We start from the raw sequence: 17,866 nt of genomic DNA on the forward strand, positions 1-17,866 counted from the left end.
AAATGTCATGAAGCACACTTTTGAGCAGTTGCGCCTCGACTCGGTCTCGCGCAGCTTCACCAACGCCGAAGGTCAGCAACTCGCGGCGTTGAAGGGACTCGATCTGAACATCCAGCGCGGCGAGTTCATCGCGCTGCTCGGACCGTCGGGCTGCGGCAAGTCGACCGCGCTGAACTGCATCGCCGGATTGCAGCCGTTGACCGGCGGCGGCATCTGGCTCGACGACAAACGTATCGACGTGCTGCCGCCCGAAAAGCGCGGCTTCGGCATGGTCTTTCAGAACTACGCGCTCTTTCCGCACATGTCGGTGCTGGACAACGTCGGTTTCGGATTGAAGATGCGCGGGGTATCCAAGGCCGAAGCGACGAAGCGGGCGAAAGCCGCGTTGCAACTCGTGCAACTGATCGGCCACGACGCCAAGCTGCCCGGTCAGCTTTCCGGCGGCCAGCAACAGCGCGTGGCGATCGCGCGCGCGATCGTCATCGAACCGCCGCTCGTTTTGATGGACGAGCCGCTCTCTAACCTCGACACCAAGTTGCGCATCGAAATGCGCGCCGAGATTCGCCGCATCCACGGCAAGCTGGAGCGCGCGACGATCTACGTCACGCACGATCAGGACGAAGCGCTCTCGATGGCCGATCGCATCGTCGTGATGAAAGAGGGCGTCGTGCAGCAGGTCGCGTCGCCGAAGGAAGTCTATTCGCGTCCGAAGAACCTGCACGTCGCGCGGTTCATGGGCTTTCGCAATGTCGTGCAGGCGACGCTCGAAGGCACGCAGGGCGATTGCGTCGCGGTGAACGCGAACGGCGTCAGGCTGCTCGGCACGCCGATGGAAGGCTTCGACAGCAAGCGCGTTGCGGTCGCGCTGCGTCCGGAAGACATGGAGCGCGTCGCGCCCGGCACGGAAAACGCGTTCGACGCGCACGTCGAAGTCGTCGAGTACGGCGGACGCGATTCGCTCATCATCATCGATACGGCGTTCGGCAAGCTCTGGGCGCGCATCGCGGGCGAATGCAGCGAAGGCGAGCGCATCACGCTGCGCGTCGCGCCTTCGAAGACGCTCGTGTACGGAGAAGAAAAATGATCGCGCTTCCCGCGCAGCGCGATCCGAAGGGCTGGCTCGTAGCGCCCGCGCTCGTCTTCATTCTCGCGCTGTTCATCTATCCGTTCGCCTACGGGCTGATGCTGTCGTTCAATCCGATGAACGGCGGCGGCATATGGGCGAACTACGTCACGTTCTTCACCGATTCGTCGATGTGGCCGACGATCATCGTCACGCTCAAGCTCGCCGTGCCCGCGACGATCATCAACGTCGGCGTATCGGTGCCCGTCGCGTTCGCGCTGCGCCGCACGTCGCCGTGGCAGAAGTTCGCGACGACGCTGCTCGTCGTGCCGGTGACGCTCGGCACCGTGCTGATCGCCGACGGCATGCTCACGTACTTCAGTCCGAACGGCTGGTTCCCGCAGGCGTTGCAGGCGCTGCATCTCTACGGCGATGAAGTGCGTCTCACGCACAACTACTGGGGCGTGCTGATTTCGCTGATCGTGTCGGGATTTCCGTTCGCGTTTCTGCTGACGCTTTCGTACGTGACCGGCATCGATCCGACGCTCGCGCGCGCGGCGGCCACGCTCGGCGCGAATCCGTGGCAGCAGTTCCGTCAGATCTATCTGCCCTTGCTGTTGCCCGGCCTCACGATGACCGCGTGTCTCTCGTTCGTGCAGGCGTTCTCGGTGTTTCCGTCGGCGGTGCTGCTCGGCGCGCCGGCCGGCCCGACGCGCGTGATCTCGATCGCCGCATCGGAGGCTGCGTTCGAAAACTACGACTACGCGCTTGCATCGACCATCGCGATCGTGATGGGCTTCGTGCAGTTGCTCGTGGTCGGCGGCATGCTCGGCGCGCGCCGCTTCTTCTATACGGGTCCGGTGACGGGAGGCAAGGGATAATGACGACCGATAACCGCGCGGCGTCCGGCTGGCAGGCCGGCGCCCCGACTCGAAGCACGGGCAAACAGATGAAACAGCAAGCGAGCCTGCGCGCCAGGCTATGGAAGTTCTTCGTCTGGACGACGATGGCCTTCTTCCTCGTCAACGTGCTGCTGCTGATCGCGACGGTCGCCGTGAATTCGGTGGCGACGCGCTGGTTCGGCACGCTGCTGCCGCAAGGCTTCACGCTGCACTGGTACGCGCAGGCGTGGAGCGACTTCCAGCTTTCGAGCGTGCTGCTCGTGACGCTCGAAGTGGTCGGCGCGGTCGTGCTGCTGTCGATCGCGCTCGGCGTGCCCGCCGCGTATGCGCTCGCCCGCGTGCAATTCCCCGGCAAGCGTTTCGCGATGCTCGTCTTCCTGCTGCCGCTGATGGTGCCGCCCGTGACCTACGGCATCCCGATGGCGACGGTCATGTACAAGTTCCATCTCGCGGGCACGCTGACCGGCGTGATCCTCGCGAACCTGGTGCCTGCGCTGCCGTTCGTCATTCTCGTGATGACACCGTTCATCGAGCAGATCGATCCGAATCTGGAATCGGCCGCGCGCATCTTCGGCGCGAACACGGCGAAGTATTTCCGCTACGTGCTGCTGCCGCTGCTCGTGCCGGGCATGCTGGCTGCCGGCTTGCTGGTGCTGGTGCGGACCATCGGTATGTTCGAGCTGACGTTCTTCACCGCCGGTCCGACGACGCAGACGCTCGTCGTCGCGCTGTACTACGCGGTGTTCTCGACGGGCGTGCGCGCGCCGCAGTCCATCGACGCGATGGCGATGATCTACATGGCCATCACGATGATCTGGGTGCTGATCGCGTTGCAGTTCGTGAGCCCGACGCAGCTCGTGTCGCGCGTGAAGGAACAGAAGCAGTGACGAAATTTCGTGCAGTTGGAGAGCTGAACGCGGAACCGCGCTTGAGTATCGCGAGCGGGCCGCATGTGCTCGAAATTGCGCCGATGGCGGGCGGGCGCATCACGCGCTTCGCCACGCGGGATGCGCGCGGATTGCATGACTGGCTCGCGCCGGTGACAGTCGCGAGCTGGTCTTGCGATGCGTGGCCCAAGGGCGGCAGCTATCCGCTCGTGCCGTTTTCGAATCGCGTGCGCGATGCGCGTTTTCCCGCGCCGGACGGTTCCGTCGTCGAACTGGCGACGTTTCCAGGCATGACGCACGCGTTGCATGGATTCGGCCAGTACGCGGCGTGGAGCGTCGAGTTGCACGAGGCGGATTGCGTCGTGATGCGTTACACGCATGGCGAGGGCGAGCACGGCTGGCCGTGGGCGTTCGAGGCCGTGCAACTGATCGAGGCCAATGCGGATGGCGCGCGGCTGTCGATGCGTGTCGCGAACCGGTCGTCGAGCCCGATGCCGGTCGGCCTCGGTTTTCATCCGTATTTCGGCGCGCTGGAAGCCGAACTCCATACGACGACGCATTGGCGTCACGAAGCCGAAATCGCGATCGAGCCGACGGACGAACGTCCCGCGCTTCTCCACCAACGCGAGACGGAAGGGTACACGCGCTATCTGAGCGGCTGGGACGGCCGTGCGACGCTGCATTACGCCGACGGCCGCACGCTCGGATTGATCGCCGACGACGCGCTCGGTCACGTCGTCGTGCATTGTCCGGCCGGGGCGGGTTATCTGTGCGTCGAACCGGTGTCGCACGTGAGCGACGGCTTCAATCTCGCGGCGCAGGGCTTGCGCGGGACGGGCATCGCCGTCATCGAGCCAGGTAGTGAAATACAGGCGTCGCTCTCGATGGCAGCCGGCGCGAACCCGGCCCGGCACGACGGCGCCGCCGCCTGACGCGCGCTTCGACACAGGCGCGCTCGCGGACCGCGCGGCAGCGCGATGCGTTCGCGGGCAGCACGCCCCCGACGATGCAAATATCCGTGTTCATGGCGCACCTCCATCGACTCAGCGCGTGAGCGGCATCGAAAAGAACGATTCGACGAGATCGACGATGCGCCACGTCGCGCAAGGCCGACGGCAATGGGCGTCGAAACCGGCGTCCTTGAGCGTCTGCACCGGATCGGCGGGCCACACGTTGCTCATCGCGACGAGCAGGCGGCCGGTGACATCGCCGTCCGTACTCAACGTGCGCAGAAAGACGTAGCCGGATTCGTTGTCGAGGCTCGTGTCGAGAAGCAGCGCGTGCGGATGCCAGCTATTGACCAGCGCGCGCACCGACTTCAGATCCTGCGAAAGGATGACCTGCAAGCCTTTGAGCCGAAGTTGCACGGCGAGCGAATCGCCGATCGACTTGTCCTTGTGGGCGATCAGCACACGGCGCGATGCGTCTCCGGTACGCGCCCGCTTGATGCGCCACAATGCGAATTCGCTTTCGCTGGCGGCCAGACGGCTTGACATCTCATCCTCCATTCTCGTTTTGGGTTACGTGGTGATTCGACTGCGTTCAGTTTCGGCCGAACGTGCCGGTCGCTAAACCCGGCGCGCGAGGGGAACGCAGGAGATTTTGGGAGACTGCCGAATGTATCCCTGCGAAAGGAGGGTGGAAGTCGGGCAAGGCGCGCGTAATATCGGAACCGTTCTCGGAGCGTCGCAATGGAAAATGGCTATTTCAAAACTGTGTTGCTAGTAGAGGACGAAGGGCTCACCAGGAGCGCGATGAAAAGCCTGATCCTGGCGAACGAGCCTTTGCTCGAAATCGACGAAGCCGATGGCGTCGAGCAGGCGAAAGCCAAGCTTTCCGCCACTACCTACGATCTGATGTTTCTCGACTACCACTTGCGCGGCCAGGCGACCGGCATGGATCTGCTCAACTGGATCCGCGAAGAAGAACGCGAGGTCCAGACGATCATGCTGTCGGCGCAGGATGACCGCGACACGGTGCTCGAATGCATCAAGAACGGCGCGTGCGGATTCATCTCGAAGGGCAGCGAGCAGGGCGCGGGCGTGTTTCGCGAGGCGCTGAAAACGATTCTGAACGGGCGCGTGTATTTGCCGAATACGGTGCTGGGCAAGGGCGGTCACAGCCCGAAGCCGGTTTCGCCGCACGCGGGCGTGACGATCGAATCGCTCGAACTGCCGCCGCGCCTCACCGAGACGCTGCGCTATCTGCTGCAAGGGCTGTCGAACAAGGCGATCGCGCGAAAGATGAACATCAGCGAAAACACCGCGAAGGAATATTCGAGCGATCTGCTCGCGCGCTTTCACGTCACGCGGCGAACGTTTCTAATCGTCGAAATGGCGCGGCGCGGGATCGAAATGCCGATGAGCAATACGTCGTCGGCCTCCTGAGCCTCCCGTTTCTCTTCCTCGACGCGGGCGCACCGAAAGGGCGTCCGCGTCGTCTTTTTTTCATCGGTCCGATGAATCATCCCGGGGATGGTAAGGTAGAGCCCGGACTAAATTTGAGATGGGGTCAGCGTAGGTGATTCGCAGGATGACGTTCACGAAAATGCAAGGCGCCGGCACGGCATTCACGGTGACAGCGGCGCTGCTTCTTGGCGCATGTGCGCCGCTTCCGCAGCAGAACGACACGGACGCGGCCGCGGCGGCATCGGCGGCATCGGCCGCGCAAGCGGCTCAGGCGGCGGTCAAGGCGCCCGTCGCGCCGGCGCCGCCGGGGGAAAGGCGCATCATGGTCGGCACCGCGAACGGCTATCACCTGATGCTCAAGACGACGCCGCCATCGCAAGTCTGCGACGACAACGCGTTCGCCGACGGCGTGCGCTACGGCTATGCGCTGACATGGAACCGGCTCGTCAGCGAAGACGTGCGCAACGGCGGCAAGGCGAAGCGCAAGTTCGACGCATCGGCCGTTCATTCCCAGGACGATCAATACAAGATCCAGTGGGAAGGAAAGGAGCGCGTCAACGCGTGCGCGTCGGATGGTTATCTGATCGGGCGTGTCGTCGGGACGCATCTCGCCGGCGTCGACATGCGCAACGGCAAGCCCTCCTGAAGCGCGGAAACCGGGGTTAATCGCAGGTGTGCGTCGCGGTGACGTAGCGGCCGGCCGCCGCGATGTCGCCGTAGATCGTGTAGCCCGTGCCGTTCGCCGACGCCTGCGCGATGACGAGCACCAGCGACTGGCTCGTCAGGCCGCCGCTGGGCACGGAGACGGCCAGCGTGTCGGAGCTCGGCGAGTATTCGCGCACGCGCGGCGCGATCGGCGTCCATTTTTCCTTCACGCAGCGGATGAACTCGTACGGCTTGTACTGCGACGTGCCCGACCCGAACGGGACGGTCTTGAGCAGGGCGTCGTCGGTCGAAACGCAGGCGCTCAGGGCGCACGCGCCGATGGCGGCGAACAAGATCGATGTGGTTTTTCTCATGATTCCGATGCCTTTTTCTGTAGTATCCGCTTAAGCTACCGACCCGCGTCTATTCGATGCCCGACTAGCTTCACGGCCGTCGATCCTAACCGTTTCCCTGACAAACCGTAAAGCATGGGCGACCGCTCGTTCGTGCCGGTCGTGCTGTCCGGAACTCCGCGCCAGATCTGAAAGCAAGCTTTCGATCCGTAGTTTTCCCAATATTGGTCAAGTCGGGTCAACCATGGCCGTTATATAGGCGTTTCACACGTTGAAGCCTTTTGTATGGCGCGAGCGCGGGCGGCGGGAGCCGAAATGGCGCTCTCCGTCCGCGCGAAGTCCCGGCAATGCGTGGACCCCGATAACCTTGACGTACCGTTGCCGTCGTCGATTCGCTGACGAAACGCAGCGTGAGCCAGTTTCATAGAACGCATGTCTCGCACAAAGTTGCTCGCCCGGCTTCGCGCCATTTCCCCGATCGGACGTTTGTCCGGCGGCGTCGATCTTCAGCGGCTCGCCGCGCCCGTGCTCACGGTCGTCATCTGCGTGCTGCTGCTCGTCGTCTTCCAGCATCTTTCGCGCTCGGTCGATTACAAGTCGGTCATGCACTCGCTGCGCATGATGAGGGCGCAAGCGTGGTTCGCCGCGCTGTTCGCCACCGCGCTCAGCTTCGCCGCGCTCATCGGGCGTGACGCCGTGGGGCTGCGTCACATCGGCGTCGCGGTGCCGCGGTCTTTGTTGTGGGTCGGCGCGACGGTCGGTTCGGCGCTCGGCAACGTGACCGGTTTCGGCGCGCTGACGGGCGGCGCCGTGCGTTGCCGCGTGTACGGCGCGGCCGATGTCACGCCCGCGCAAGTCGGCCGTCTGACGATTTTCACGAGCATCACGCTCGCGCTGTCCCTCGCGTTCATGGCCGCCGCCGGCATGGTGTTCGGCGCGGAGACGCTCTCCGGCATGATGCACCTGCCGCCGGCCGCGTTGCGCGCGACCGGCGCGGCGCTGCTCGCCGTTTTCGCCGCGATGGTCATCGTCTGCGGCCGCGAGCCGCGCACTTTGCACTCGCGCTGGAAGTGGCTGTCGTTCACCGTGCCGGCGCGCCGCGATTTCGTCGCGCAGGCCGCGCTCGCCGTCGTCGACGTGTTCGGCGCCGGACTCGCGCTCTGGGCGCTCCTGCCGAATCCCCAGGTCGGCTTCGGCGAATTCATGACGGTCTTCTCGGCGGCGATGCTGCTCGGCATGATCGGCCATACGCCGGGCGGCGTCGGCGTGTTCGAGGCGGCGATGGTCTTCGCGCTCGGCGGCAGCGCACAGACGCCGGACGTCGTCGCCGCGCTGCTCGCGTATCGCGCGATCTACTTCGGCTTGCCGCTGATCCTGTCGGCCGGCGTCATGGCCGCCTTCGAAGGCCGCGCGCTGAAAGGCCGCTTCAATTTTCTGAGCCCGCATCACGTTTCGCAGCTTGCGCCGTTGTTCCTGTCGATCGTCACGTTCGCGGCAGGCTCGATGCTCGTCATCTCGGGCGCGACGCCCGCGTTCAAGATGCGTATCGCGCTGTTGCAGACCATCGTGCCGCTTTGGGTGCTGGAAAGCTCGCAACTGCTCGGCTCGGTGCTCGGCGTCCTGCTGCTGTTCGTTGCGCGCGGTCTCATGCGCCGCCTCGATGCCGCCTGGTGGCTCGCGCTGATTCTCGCGGTGGCCAACCTCGCGCTGTCGCTCGCGAAAGGTCTCGCGTTCGTCGAAGTGGGCGTGCTCGCGTTTCTCGTCGTGCTGCTCGTCCTGACGCGCGAGCGCTTCAATCGCCGTTCATCGCTCTTCGCCGAGCGTTTCACCGCGACGTGGCTCATTTCGATCGGCGTCGTGATGGCGCTCGCCGTGTGGATCATGTTCTTCGCCTTCCGCGACGTGCCTTATAGCCGCGATCTCTGGTGGCAGTTCGCATTCGACGAGCGCGCCCCGCGTGCGCTGCGCGCGACGCTCGCGGCGGCGCTGTTCGCGTCCGCGTTCGCGGTGTGGCAACTTCTGCGCCCGGCGGCGGGCCGCTTCGTGAAGCCCGCGCCGCAGGATCTCGCCGATGCCGCACGCATCCTGCGCGCGCAGGAACGCAGCGACGCCGGCCTCGCGATGATGGGCGACAAGAGCTTCCTCTTCTCCGAGTCGCGCGAAGCCTTTCTGATGTACGCGAAACACGGCCGCACGTGGGCCGCGCTGCACGATCCGGTCGGTCCGCGCCGCGAGTGGGCCGAACTGATCCGCAAGTTCGTCGAGCTCGCGCACGCGCACAACGGCCGCGCGGCGTTCTATCAGGTGCGCGCCGATGCGCTGCCGCTCTATCTCGACGCCGGCCTCACGCTGATGAAGCTCGGCGAGGAAGCGCATGTCGCTCTGTCCGACTTCGATCTGAAGGGCTCGCATCGCTCGCATTTGCGCTATGCGATCAAACGCGGCGAGCGCGACGGTCTGGACACCGAAGTCATCGGACCGGAGCGCATCGGAGCAAGCATGCCGATGTTGCGCGCCATCTCCGACGACTGGCTCGGCAGCCGCTCGGCGCGCGAGAAGAGCTTCTCGGTCGCGGCGTTCAACGAGGAATACCTCGCGGCGCAGTCGGTGCTGCTCGTGCGCCAGCAGGGCGAGCCGGTCGCGTTCGTCACTTTCATGACGACCGACATGAACACCGAAGCGACCGTCGGCGTGATGCGCCATGTTTCGGCCGCGTCGCCCTACGCGATGGAATATCTCTTCACCAAGCTCGCGCTGCATCTGAAGGAAGCGGGTTTCAAGTCGCTGTCGCTCGGCATTGCGCCGCTGTCGGGCATGGAGCCGACGCCGCTCGCATCGCCGTGGCATCGGATGGCCGGACTGGTGTGGCGCTTCGGCGGCCGTTTCTACAACTTCCGCGGTCTGCGCGGATTCAAAAGCAAGTTCCAGCCGCGCTGGGAGCCGCGCTATCTGGCGGCGTCCGGCTCGGTCGGCGTATTTTTCACTTTGGCGGATCTTTCGCTCCTCGCGGGCGGCTGGCGTTCATGAAATTCCTTTGCAAGAAAGCGGCGGCGCTCGTGGTGGCCGCCGTCTGTGGTGTGTCCGTGACGGGTATGGCGCATGCCGCCGAGTCGATCTCCGGCGGACGTTACGGTCAGGTCCAACTCACGAAGCCTGCGGGCGACATGACCGGCTTCGTCGTGCTGTTTTCCGAGAAGAGCGGCTGGACGCCGGCCGATCAGCAGGCCGCCGATGCGCTCGCCGCCAAGGGCGCGATGGTCATCGGCGTCGACACGCCGCGCTATGCCGCGCGCCTCGCCGCCGACAAGACCGAGAAGTCCTGCCACAACCTCGTCGGCGATGCGGAAAACATGAGCCATCAGCTCGAACGCACCGTTCAGTCGAATCGATATTTTTCGCCGATTCTCGTCGGCACCGGGCAGGGCGCGATGGTCGCGGAAAGCGCGCTGAAGCAGGCGCCGGACAACACCGTCGCGGGCGCGGTCTCGCTTGCGGCCGACCCGATGCTCGACCCGCGTTTCAATCCGTGCGCGCCGGATGCGACCATCATCCACGCAAAGGGTTTGCCGGGCTTCTTCGAATACACGGCCGTGCTGGAAGCGAACCGCTCGAAGGCCGACGCGCTCGTCGCGATGACGGCGCCGCGTCTGAAAAAAGCCGGGCGTCCGACCGAGAACGATGTCTCCGATCTCCCGCTGATCGAACTGCGCGCCGCGCAACCGACCGACTTGCTGGCGATCGTGATTTCCGGCGACGGCGGCTGGCGCGATCTCGACAAAACGATGGCGCTGGCGCTGCAACGCGATGGCGTGTCGGTGATCGGCCTCGACTCGCTGCGTTACTTCTGGAGCGAGAAGTCGCCGCAGCAAACCGCCGACGATTTGGCGCGAATCATCCGCACGTACAACGCGCGCTGGCATACGAGCCATGTCGCGCTGGTGGGCTATTCGTTCGGCGCGGACGTGATGCCGTTCGCGTACAACCGTCTGCCGGACGCAGTCCGCGCGCAGGTGTCGTATATCTCGCTGATGGGCTTCGCGCCCGACGCCGACTTCCAGATTCGCGTGACGGGCTGGCTCGGCATGAAGGCGAGCGACAAGGCGCTGAAGGTGCGGCCGGAATTCGACAAACTGCCGCCATCGATGGTGCAGTGCATCTACGGCGCGAACGAAGAAGACACACTGTGTCCCGCGCTGACGAAGACGGGGATCGAAGTGGTGAAGCTGCCGGGCGATCATCACTTCGGCGGCGACTACGATGTGCTCGCGCGGCGGATTCTCGCGGGCTGGCGCAAGCAGATCGCGGCGCGGCAGCAATAACGCAGCGCCGCGACCGGCTTACTTGAGCGGGCCGAGATAATCCCGCTTGCCGATCGGCGCGCCGAGATGGCGCAGGATGTCGTGGGTCGTGACGACGTGGAAATAGAAGTTCGGCAAGCCGAAGCCGAACAGATAATCGTCGCCTGAGAACGAAGGCGAGAAATCCGGGAATTTCAGCGTGACGGTGCGCGTTTCGCAGCCGGCGAGCGAAGCCTTGTCGATGCTCTTCAGGAACGCGATCGTCTTCTCGATGCGCGCCTGCAGCGCCGGAAAGCTGTCCTCGTTGTCCTCGAAGCGCGGCGCCTCGATGCCCGCGAGACGCGCGGCCGAGAGCTTCGCCGTGTCGCTCGCGCGCTGGATCTGCGCGGCGAGCGGCAGCATGTCGGGCGCGAGGCGCGCGTTGATCACATCGGCGTGAGCGAGGCCTTTTTCATCGGCGAAGGCGGCGCCTTTCTTCAGCAGATCCGCGCAGACTTCGAGTCCGCGAATGAAGACCGGAATCGATGCGCGATACATCGTGAGGGACATGGGTTGCGCTCCTTGAGGTTCGGATTCGACAGCGACAGGGGTCACAAGCATAGCGCCGCGCCCGGTTGCCTGCTCGAATCGGCCGGAGTCACTCACGAACGGGAAGCCTGCGCATGCCGCGCTTCCCACGCGCGCACGTCGGCCTCGTAGCGCTCCAGCGCTTCCCTGTACAACTCGAACACGCACTGATTGCAGCCGCTGCGGCAGCAGTCTTCCGGCAGCGGACGCTCGGGCGGCGTCGGGCGAGGATCGTCGGCGGGGCGGGATGGATCGTTCATCGCTTCATTGTGCATCGGCTTCGCTGAGCGGACGCGGGCGGCTAGACTTTGGCTGCGGCGCGCGTCATGCGCAATGCGATACTGCGCGCGGGGCGGCGATTGCGCCCCGTCATCACGTCGATCGGATCGAGGAACTCACGCGATGAATCAGATCGTCAGCCTTGCGATCTCCGCTGCGCTCGCGAGCGCTTTGCTTGGCGGCTGCGCGGCGCCCGGCCAGCAGCCGGAGTCCGGCGCTCAAACGGCCTGGCACGCCGAAATCCGCCGCACGCAGGACGGCATTCCGCATATCCGAGCGGCCGATTGGGGCAGCCTCGGCTTCGGTTTCGGCTACGCGCAGGCGCAGGACAATCTCTGCACGCTCGCCGATGGCTTCGTCACGTATCGCGGCGAGCGCTCGGCGTATTTCGGCGCGGATGCACGCCCGACGTCGGCGGCGACGTTCGGTCAGCCGCGCAACATCGACGCCGATTTCTTCTTTCGTCTGGTCGGCGATCAGGCGGCCGTCGAGCGTTACCGTGCGGCGCAATCGCCCGAATTGCGCGATCTCATCGACGGCTTCGCGAACGGCTACGACCGCTATCTCGACGACCTCAACGCCGGCAAATTTCCCGAGGCACATGCGGCGTGCCGGGGCAAGCCGTGGGTCGACAAGATCAGCGCCGACGATATCTACCTGCGTCTGATCGCGGCGAATCTCGCGGGCGGCTCGGCGCGTTTCGTGACACCGATCGCGCTGGCGCATCCGCCGAAACCGGGCGCGGCGGCCCCGCGCGGCGACAACGCCGACGCCGACGCCGCGCGGACCGCGCTCGATTCGCTGCGGTTTCCGATCGGCGAAAATCCGGGCATCGGCAGCAATGCGCTCGCGTTCGGCGCGCAGATCACGCGCGACCGGCGCAGCATCCTGTTCGGCAATCCGCACTGGTTCTGGCGCGGCCCGGACCGTTTCTATCAGGCGCAACTGACGATTCCCGGCCAGATGAACGTCGCGGGCGTGTCCTTTCTCGGCGTGCCGCTGATCGTCCTCGGCTTCAACGAAAACATCGCGTGGACGCATACGGTGTCGAGCGCGCGGCGTTTCGGCATCTTTCAGTTGACGCTCGATCCCGCCGATCCGACGCGCTATCTCGTCGATGGCCAGAGCGAAGCGATGACGCCCGTGCCGCTCACCGTGCGCGCGCGCCGCGCCGATGGCACGTATGAGTCCGTGTCGCGCACGCTGTACAAGACGCGCTTCGGGCCGGTCGTCGATCTGTCCGCGATGGCGCAAGGCCTCGGCTGGACCGCGCAAACCGCCTTCGCGATCGCGGACGTGAACGTCGACAACACGCGCGCCTTTCAGAACTTCTTCGCGTGGAATCAGGCGCGCTCGCTCGCCGATTTCATGGCGATCCAGAAGCGCTACGCCGGCATGCCGTGGGTCAACACGTTCGCGATCGGTCGCGACGACGTGCGCGTCTGGTTCGCGGACATCGGCCCGATCCCGAACGTGCCTGACGCGCTCGCGCAATCGTGCACGCCGCCCGCCGGACGCGCGTTCGCGGCCCGCGCGCCGGGCGTGCCGTTCCTCGACGGCTCGAAAAGCGCGTGCGCGTGGCGCGTCGATGCGACGAGCGCGCAGCCGGGCGCGTTGCCGCTGGAGCAACTGCCGAGCGCCGTGCGCGGCGACTACGTCGGCAACTTCAACGACAGCTACTGGCTCACCAATGCGAATGCGCCGATGTCTGGCTATCCGCGTATTGCGGGCGCGGCGCGCGTCGAACAATCGCTGCGCACGCGCTACGGCCATCTGCTCGCGGCGCGTCTGCAGCGCGAACGCGGCGGCGTGACGCGCGAGGCGCTCGAATCGGCGGTGCTCGAGACGCACTCGATGTCCGAGCGGCTGTTCCGCCGGCCGCTGCTCGACGCCGTATGCACGGTGAATGAAGCGGGCGGGCCGCTGCACGAAGCCTGCGAGGTGTTGCGCAAGTGGAACGGCACGGCGGATATCGACGCGCGCGGCGCGAACCTGTGGGACGAGTTCTGGCAGCGCGCGATGCAGATCGCGCCCGAGCGCCTGTACCAATCCGGCTTCGATCCGAACAAGCCGCTCGCGACGCCGGGCGGCTTCAACATCGACAATCCTGCCGTCGTGCAGGACTTGCGTCAGGCGCTGGGCGGCGCGGCGCTCGCGCTGAAGCTGAACGGCTTCGCGCTCGATTCGCGGCGCGGCGACATCCTCTACACGACGCGCAACGGCGCGCGCGTGCCGCTTTACGGCGGCTGCGACGAAGCGGGCTATTTCACGATCGTCTGCGCGCGGCGTCCGCTCGATCCCAAGGGCTATCCGATGGACTCAAGCGGCCAGGGCGACAGCTACGTGCAAGTCGTCACCTTCGGCGAAAACGGCGTCGAAGCCGACACGATGCTGTCGCACTCCGAATCGGACGATCCGGCATCGCCCCATTCGGGCGACGCGACGCGCGCGTTCGCGGCGAAACGCTGGGCGCGCTTTCCCTTCACCGAACAGTCGATCGACTCCGATCCGGCGGTGACGCGCGTCGTCGTTTCGGGAACGCGCGACGGAGGGCCGGGCGCGCCGAAACGTTGAAAAAAGTCGCGGAAAACGTGCGCGCGCGGCGCGGCGGCGGTCGAACCGCGGGCAAATCCCGTCTATGATGGAAGTTTGCCTCGAAGGGAAACACGGTCATGACTATCGGCGACAGCACGCATCACGACGAAGCAGTACGGCTCGATTCCGTCGCGCTGCGGGATTTCGTGGATCGCAAATGGAATGACGAAATCGTGCCCGCGCTGACGGACTACATCGCCGTGCCCGCGAAAAGCCCGATGTTCGACAGCGACTGGGCGCGTCACGGCTTCATCGAACGCGTGGTCACGGACGCCGTCGACTGGATCAGAACGCAGCCGGTCAAAGGCCTGAAGGTCGAAATCGTCCGCTTGCCGGAGCGCACGCCGGTCATTTTCTTCGAAGCCCCCGCCACGCGCTCGGGCAGCACCGAAACGGTCGTCCTGTATGGCCATTTGGACAAGCAGCCGGAATTCGAAGGCTGGCGCAGCGATCTCGGTCCGTGGACGCCCAAGCTCGAAGACGACAAACTGTACGGCCGCGGCGGCGCCGACGACGGCTACGCGACCTACGCGAGCATCACCGCGCTGGCGGCGCTGGATGCGCAGGGCGTCGAGCGTCCGCGTTGCGTGGGTATCATCGAGACGTGCGAGGAATCGGGCAGCTACGATCTTTTGCCGTATATCGACGCCTTGCGCGACCGGCTCGGCGATGTCGGCCTCGTGATCTGTCTCGATTCCGGCGCGGGCAATTTCGATCAGCTCTGGCTCACGACGTCCCTGCGCGGCCTCGTCGCCGGCGATCTCGAAGTGCAGGTGCTGGACGAGGGCATTCACTCGGGCGGCTATGGCGGCATCGCGCCGTCGGCATTTCGAATCTTGCGGCAACTATTCGAGCGCCTCGAAGATTCGAGCACCGGCAATCTGCTGCCGGAAAGTTTTCATTGCCCGATTCCGATGCTGCGCCGGCGCGAAGCCGAAATGACCGCGCGCATTCTCGGCGACGATGTCTGGAAGAAGCTGCCGTGGGCGTGCGGCGCCGATGGCGGCAGCGTTCTGCCCACGACGACCGATCCGCGCGAGGCACTGCTCAATTCGACCTGGCGGCCGTCGCTCACGGTGACGGGCGCGTCGGGCCTGCCGCCGCTGGCCGATGCCGGCAACGTGCTTGCGCCGCGCACGGCGTTCAAGCTGTCGCTGCGCTTGCCCCCGCTCGTCGACGCTGCCAGTGCGATCGTCCGCCTGCAGCGGCTGCTCGAAATGGATCCGCCGTACAACGCCAAGGTGACGTTCAAGCCCGAAGCGGGCGCGGCGACGGGCTGGAATGCGCCGGATCTCGCGCCGTGGCTGCGCTCGTCGCTGAATGAGGCGTCGAAACGGCACTTCGGCGCGGATGTCGCATACATCGGGCAGGGCGGCACGATTCCGCTGATGAATACGCTCAAGGAAGGCTTCCCGCGCTCGCAATTCATGGTGTGCGGCGTGCTCGGTCCGAAATCGAACGCGCACGGTCCGAACGAATTCCTGCACGTGCCGTACGCGAAGAAGCTGACGGCGTCGGTGGCCGAGGTCATCGCGGCAGCGCCCTGAGGCCGGGCGGCCGAACTTCTGTCTGGAGAAAGCCCGGTTCGTCCGGACTTTTTTTCGGCCAATTTCAGCGATTTCGTAAAAACAAAGTGGTAAGGCCAGTTGATCGTCTGTAAAGTGATAATCCGCGCGCATCTCGAAAAGCAGAGCGCGAGCCATCAACTATGGAGACGAGTGTCGCAATGAATGCATCCCCCACGTCCACCCCATCCGCCACTGAACGGCGCATCGCCGCCGACACGCTGCACGCGTACGTCCGCGCCATCTGGGAGTCGGCCGGCAGCGCGCCGCGCGAGGCGGAACTGGTCGCGGATCACCTCGTGATGTCGAACCTTTCGGGCCACGATTCCCACGGCGTCGGCATGATCCCGCGCTATGTCGCGTCGCTCTCCGAAGGTCAGTTGCAGCTCAACACGCACGCCGAAATCGTGCGCGATGCGGGCGCGGTGCTGACCGTCGACGGCCGCAAGGGCTTCGGTCAGGTCGTCGCCTACGAGGCGATGGAGCACGGCATCGAGCGCGCGAAGAAGCTCGGCGTATGCGCGGTCGGCTTGCGCAACGCGCACCACATCGGGCGTATCGGCCACTGGGCGGAACAGTGCGCGAAGGCCGGACTCGTATCGTTCCACTTCGTGAACGTGGCGGGCGATCCGCTCGTCGCGCCCTTCGGCGGCATCGACCGGCGCTTCGGCACGAATCCGTTCTGCGCAGCCTATCCGCGCGACGGCAAGAGCCCGCTCGTGCTCGATTTCGCGACGGCGGGCATCGCGTACGGCAAGACGCGCGTCGCCTACAACAAGGGCGTAAAGGTCGCGCCGGGCATGTTGCTCGATCATGAGGGCAAGCCGACGATCGAGCCGAAGGTGATGCACGAGGAGCCGTTCGGCTCGCTCACCGCGTTCGGCCTGCACAAGGGTTCGGGCCTGGCCGCGCTGTGCGAGATCTTCGGCGGCGCGCTCTCGGGCGGCTACACGACGCACGAAGAGACGCTGGAGAAATCGAGTGCGATCATCAACTGCATGACTTCGGTGATCGTCGATCCGAACGCGTTCGATGCGCCCGCCGCGCAAGCAGAGGCCGAAGCGTTCCTCGAATGGATGAAGGCGTCGCCGCGCGCGGAAGGCGTCGATGCGATCTACGCGCCGGGCGAGCCGGAAGAGGCGCGTCGTGCGGACCGCGGCGCGAACGGCATCGCAATCGATCCGACGACGTGGCAGCAAATCCGCGATTCGGCGACGAAATCGGGCATGCCGGAAGCGGAAATCGAAAAGTTCGCGGCGGCGCTGCAGTAATTGCGTGAAGCGGTAGGCGCGGCAAATTGGTCAAGCCAATTTGCCGCGCGAACTTCACTCAAGCAGTCAATTCCGTTTCGATCCATTCGACCACCGACGTGCGCGACGGCTGCCAGCCCAGAATCTCGCGGGTGCGCTTGCTGCGCACGCGGCTGTTCGAGCCGAGGCCGTACGAGGCCATCTCGTAGCCCCATTCCTTGATCGCTTCTTCGAGCGGCCAGTCTTCCGGCCCGCGCAGATCGAGCGCCTTCGCCATCGCGACGGTCATGTCGCGGAATTGCGCCTCGCCGCTTTCGACGAAGTAGAACGTGCCCGCAGGCGACTTTTCGAGCGCGAGCCGATAGATGGTCACGACATCGTCGATATGCACGTTCGACCAGATGTTGAGGCCACGCCCCACATGGCGCACGATGCCGCTCTTGCGCGCCTGTCGTTCCAGACGCGGCAACTGCACGCTCGCGGTATCGCGCACCGCGCCGTGGCCGTAGATCAGCGTGTTGCAGAGCACCGTCGAGCGCACGGCACGCTTGGCGGCGTCGAGCACGAGATTGTCGATCGCTACGCGCGGCGCCTTGTCGGGCGTCGGCTCCGGCAGGTCGTCCTCGGTATAGATCTTCTCCGATGCCTCGCCGCCCGATGCGTCGCCGACGATGCTCGATCCGCTCGTATGCAGAAACGGCTTGTTCGTGCCTTCGAGCGCGCCGATCAGCGTTTCGACCGCGCCGCGATGATCGCTGCTCGCCGCGTTGATGACGGCATCGGCCGCGTGCGCTTCGGCGGCGAGCAAGGCCGCGTTGTCGAGACTGCCGATCACCGGTTCGATGTTCAGGCGTTTCAGTTCGTCGGCCTGTTCCGCGCGACGGATGAGGCCGCGCACGCGATGTCCGTCCCGCGCGAGTCCCGCCGCGATCGAGCCGCCGATGAAACCGCCCGCGCCCGTGATGAAAACGTTCATGTTCTTGCTCCGTTGAATGTTCAAACTGCGATGAACACAGTATGAGCCGCTTCGACTTTCGCAAAAACGGTGATAGTC

16 protein-coding genes are annotated in these 17,866 nt (G+C 65.3%); 11 read left to right on the forward strand and 5 right to left on the reverse strand.

Translation table 11 applies throughout. The annotated features are described in order from the left end of the window. Positions 1 to 7: 7 nt before the first annotated feature. Genes NCS00_RS17120 through NCS00_RS17135 form a run of 4 tightly spaced genes read left to right on the forward strand, consistent with a single transcriptional unit; the run spans position 8 to position 3,784 of the window. Positions 8 to 1,084, forward strand: coding sequence for an ABC transporter ATP-binding protein (locus NCS00_RS17120; protein WP_008353423.1), 1,077 nt, complete (start codon positions 8 to 10; stop codon positions 1,082 to 1,084). Continuing rightward, complete coding sequence (locus NCS00_RS17125; protein ID WP_250440584.1) at positions 1,081 to 1,944, forward strand: ABC transporter permease; 864 nt, start codon at positions 1,081 to 1,083, stop codon at positions 1,942 to 1,944. Before NCS00_RS17120 ends, NCS00_RS17125 begins: the two co-directional genes overlap by 4 nt. After that, entirely contained in the window at positions 1,944 to 2,852 is a 909-nt protein-coding gene (locus NCS00_RS17130) for an ABC transporter permease (RefSeq protein WP_033536134.1), read from the forward strand. The genes NCS00_RS17125 and NCS00_RS17130 overlap by 1 nt, the downstream gene beginning before the upstream one ends. 41 nt (positions 2,853 to 2,893) lie before the next feature. Then, the gene (locus NCS00_RS17135) at positions 2,894 to 3,784 is read left to right on the forward strand and encodes an aldose epimerase family protein (RefSeq protein WP_250440585.1); all 891 of its coding nucleotides are present in this window, start codon (positions 2,894 to 2,896) and stop codon (positions 3,782 to 3,784) included. A gap of 111 nt (positions 3,785 to 3,895) precedes the next feature. Here the strand turns inward: NCS00_RS17135 and NCS00_RS17140 are convergent, their stop codons facing one another. Then, positions 3,896 to 4,348, reverse strand: a complete 453-nt coding sequence (locus NCS00_RS17140) for a response regulator (protein ID WP_008353416.1) — start codon at positions 4,346 to 4,348, stop codon at positions 3,896 to 3,898. A 195-nt stretch (positions 4,349 to 4,543) separates the two neighbouring features. Here NCS00_RS17140 and NCS00_RS17145 point away from each other — a divergent pair, with 195 nt between their 5' ends. Both NCS00_RS17145 and NCS00_RS17150 read left to right on the forward strand, forming a co-directional pair. After that, entirely contained in the window at positions 4,544 to 5,239 is a 696-nt protein-coding gene (locus NCS00_RS17145) for a response regulator transcription factor (protein ID WP_284508147.1), read from the forward strand. Positions 5,240 to 5,384: 145 nt separating this feature from the next. Next, positions 5,385 to 5,906, forward strand: a complete 522-nt coding sequence (locus tag NCS00_RS17150) for a hypothetical protein (RefSeq protein WP_008353414.1) — start codon at positions 5,385 to 5,387, stop codon at positions 5,904 to 5,906. A 16-nt stretch (positions 5,907 to 5,922) separates the two neighbouring features. Here the strand turns inward: NCS00_RS17150 and NCS00_RS17155 are convergent, their stop codons facing one another. Further along, positions 5,923 to 6,279, reverse strand: coding sequence for a hypothetical protein (locus tag NCS00_RS17155; RefSeq protein WP_008353413.1), 357 nt, complete (start codon positions 6,277 to 6,279; stop codon positions 5,923 to 5,925). A gap of 411 nt (positions 6,280 to 6,690) precedes the next feature. On the opposite strand from NCS00_RS17155, the gene mprF reads away from it, so the two are divergent. Both mprF and NCS00_RS17165 read left to right on the forward strand, forming a co-directional pair. Next, complete coding sequence (mprF, locus tag NCS00_RS17160) at positions 6,691 to 9,285, forward strand: bifunctional lysylphosphatidylglycerol flippase/synthetase MprF (RefSeq protein WP_250440587.1); 2,595 nt, start codon at positions 6,691 to 6,693, stop codon at positions 9,283 to 9,285. Then, positions 9,282 to 10,577, forward strand: coding sequence for a virulence factor family protein (locus NCS00_RS17165; protein ID WP_250440588.1), 1,296 nt, complete (start codon positions 9,282 to 9,284; stop codon positions 10,575 to 10,577). The genes mprF and NCS00_RS17165 overlap by 4 nt, the downstream gene beginning before the upstream one ends. A gap of 18 nt (positions 10,578 to 10,595) precedes the next feature. Here NCS00_RS17165 and NCS00_RS17170 read toward each other — a convergent pair whose 3' ends face one another. Together NCS00_RS17170 and NCS00_RS17175 are read right to left on the reverse strand one after the other, a co-directional pair. Continuing rightward, positions 10,596 to 11,105: a DUF1993 domain-containing protein gene (locus NCS00_RS17170; RefSeq protein ID WP_008353409.1), complete on the reverse strand. Its 510-nt coding sequence runs from the start codon at positions 11,103 to 11,105 to the stop codon at positions 10,596 to 10,598. Between the two features lie 92 nt (positions 11,106 to 11,197). Next, entirely contained in the window at positions 11,198 to 11,383 is a 186-nt protein-coding gene (locus NCS00_RS17175; protein WP_372492483.1) for an oxidoreductase-like domain-containing protein, read from the reverse strand. 142 nt (positions 11,384 to 11,525) lie between these two features. Here NCS00_RS17175 and NCS00_RS17180 point away from each other — a divergent pair, with 142 nt between their 5' ends. The 3 genes from NCS00_RS17180 to NCS00_RS17190 all read left to right on the forward strand — a co-directional run bounded on the left by NCS00_RS17180 (position 11,526) and on the right by NCS00_RS17190 (position 16,833). Next, positions 11,526 to 13,976 (forward strand): penicillin acylase family protein, encoded by a 2,451-nt coding sequence (locus tag NCS00_RS17180; protein WP_250440589.1) that lies wholly within the window; start codon positions 11,526 to 11,528, stop codon positions 13,974 to 13,976. A gap of 98 nt (positions 13,977 to 14,074) precedes the next feature. Continuing rightward, complete coding sequence (locus tag NCS00_RS17185) at positions 14,075 to 15,544, forward strand: M20 family metallopeptidase (protein ID WP_250440590.1); 1,470 nt, start codon at positions 14,075 to 14,077, stop codon at positions 15,542 to 15,544. A 179-nt stretch (positions 15,545 to 15,723) separates the two neighbouring features. Further along, a complete protein-coding gene (locus NCS00_RS17190) occupies positions 15,724 to 16,833 on the forward strand; it encodes a malate/lactate/ureidoglycolate dehydrogenase (protein WP_008353401.1) in 1,110 nt (369 codons plus the stop codon). A gap of 58 nt (positions 16,834 to 16,891) precedes the next feature. On the opposite strand, the gene NCS00_RS17195 is transcribed toward NCS00_RS17190, so the two are convergent. Then, a complete protein-coding gene (locus NCS00_RS17195; RefSeq protein WP_250440591.1) occupies positions 16,892 to 17,788 on the reverse strand; it encodes an NAD-dependent epimerase/dehydratase family protein in 897 nt (298 codons plus the stop codon). Positions 17,789 to 17,866 lie beyond the last annotated feature (78 nt).

Origin of the sequence: Caballeronia sp. AZ1_KS37 (assembly GCF_023631165.1) — a bacterium.
In the GTDB taxonomy this organism is placed as follows: domain Bacteria; phylum Pseudomonadota; class Gammaproteobacteria; order Burkholderiales; family Burkholderiaceae; genus Caballeronia; species Caballeronia zhejiangensis.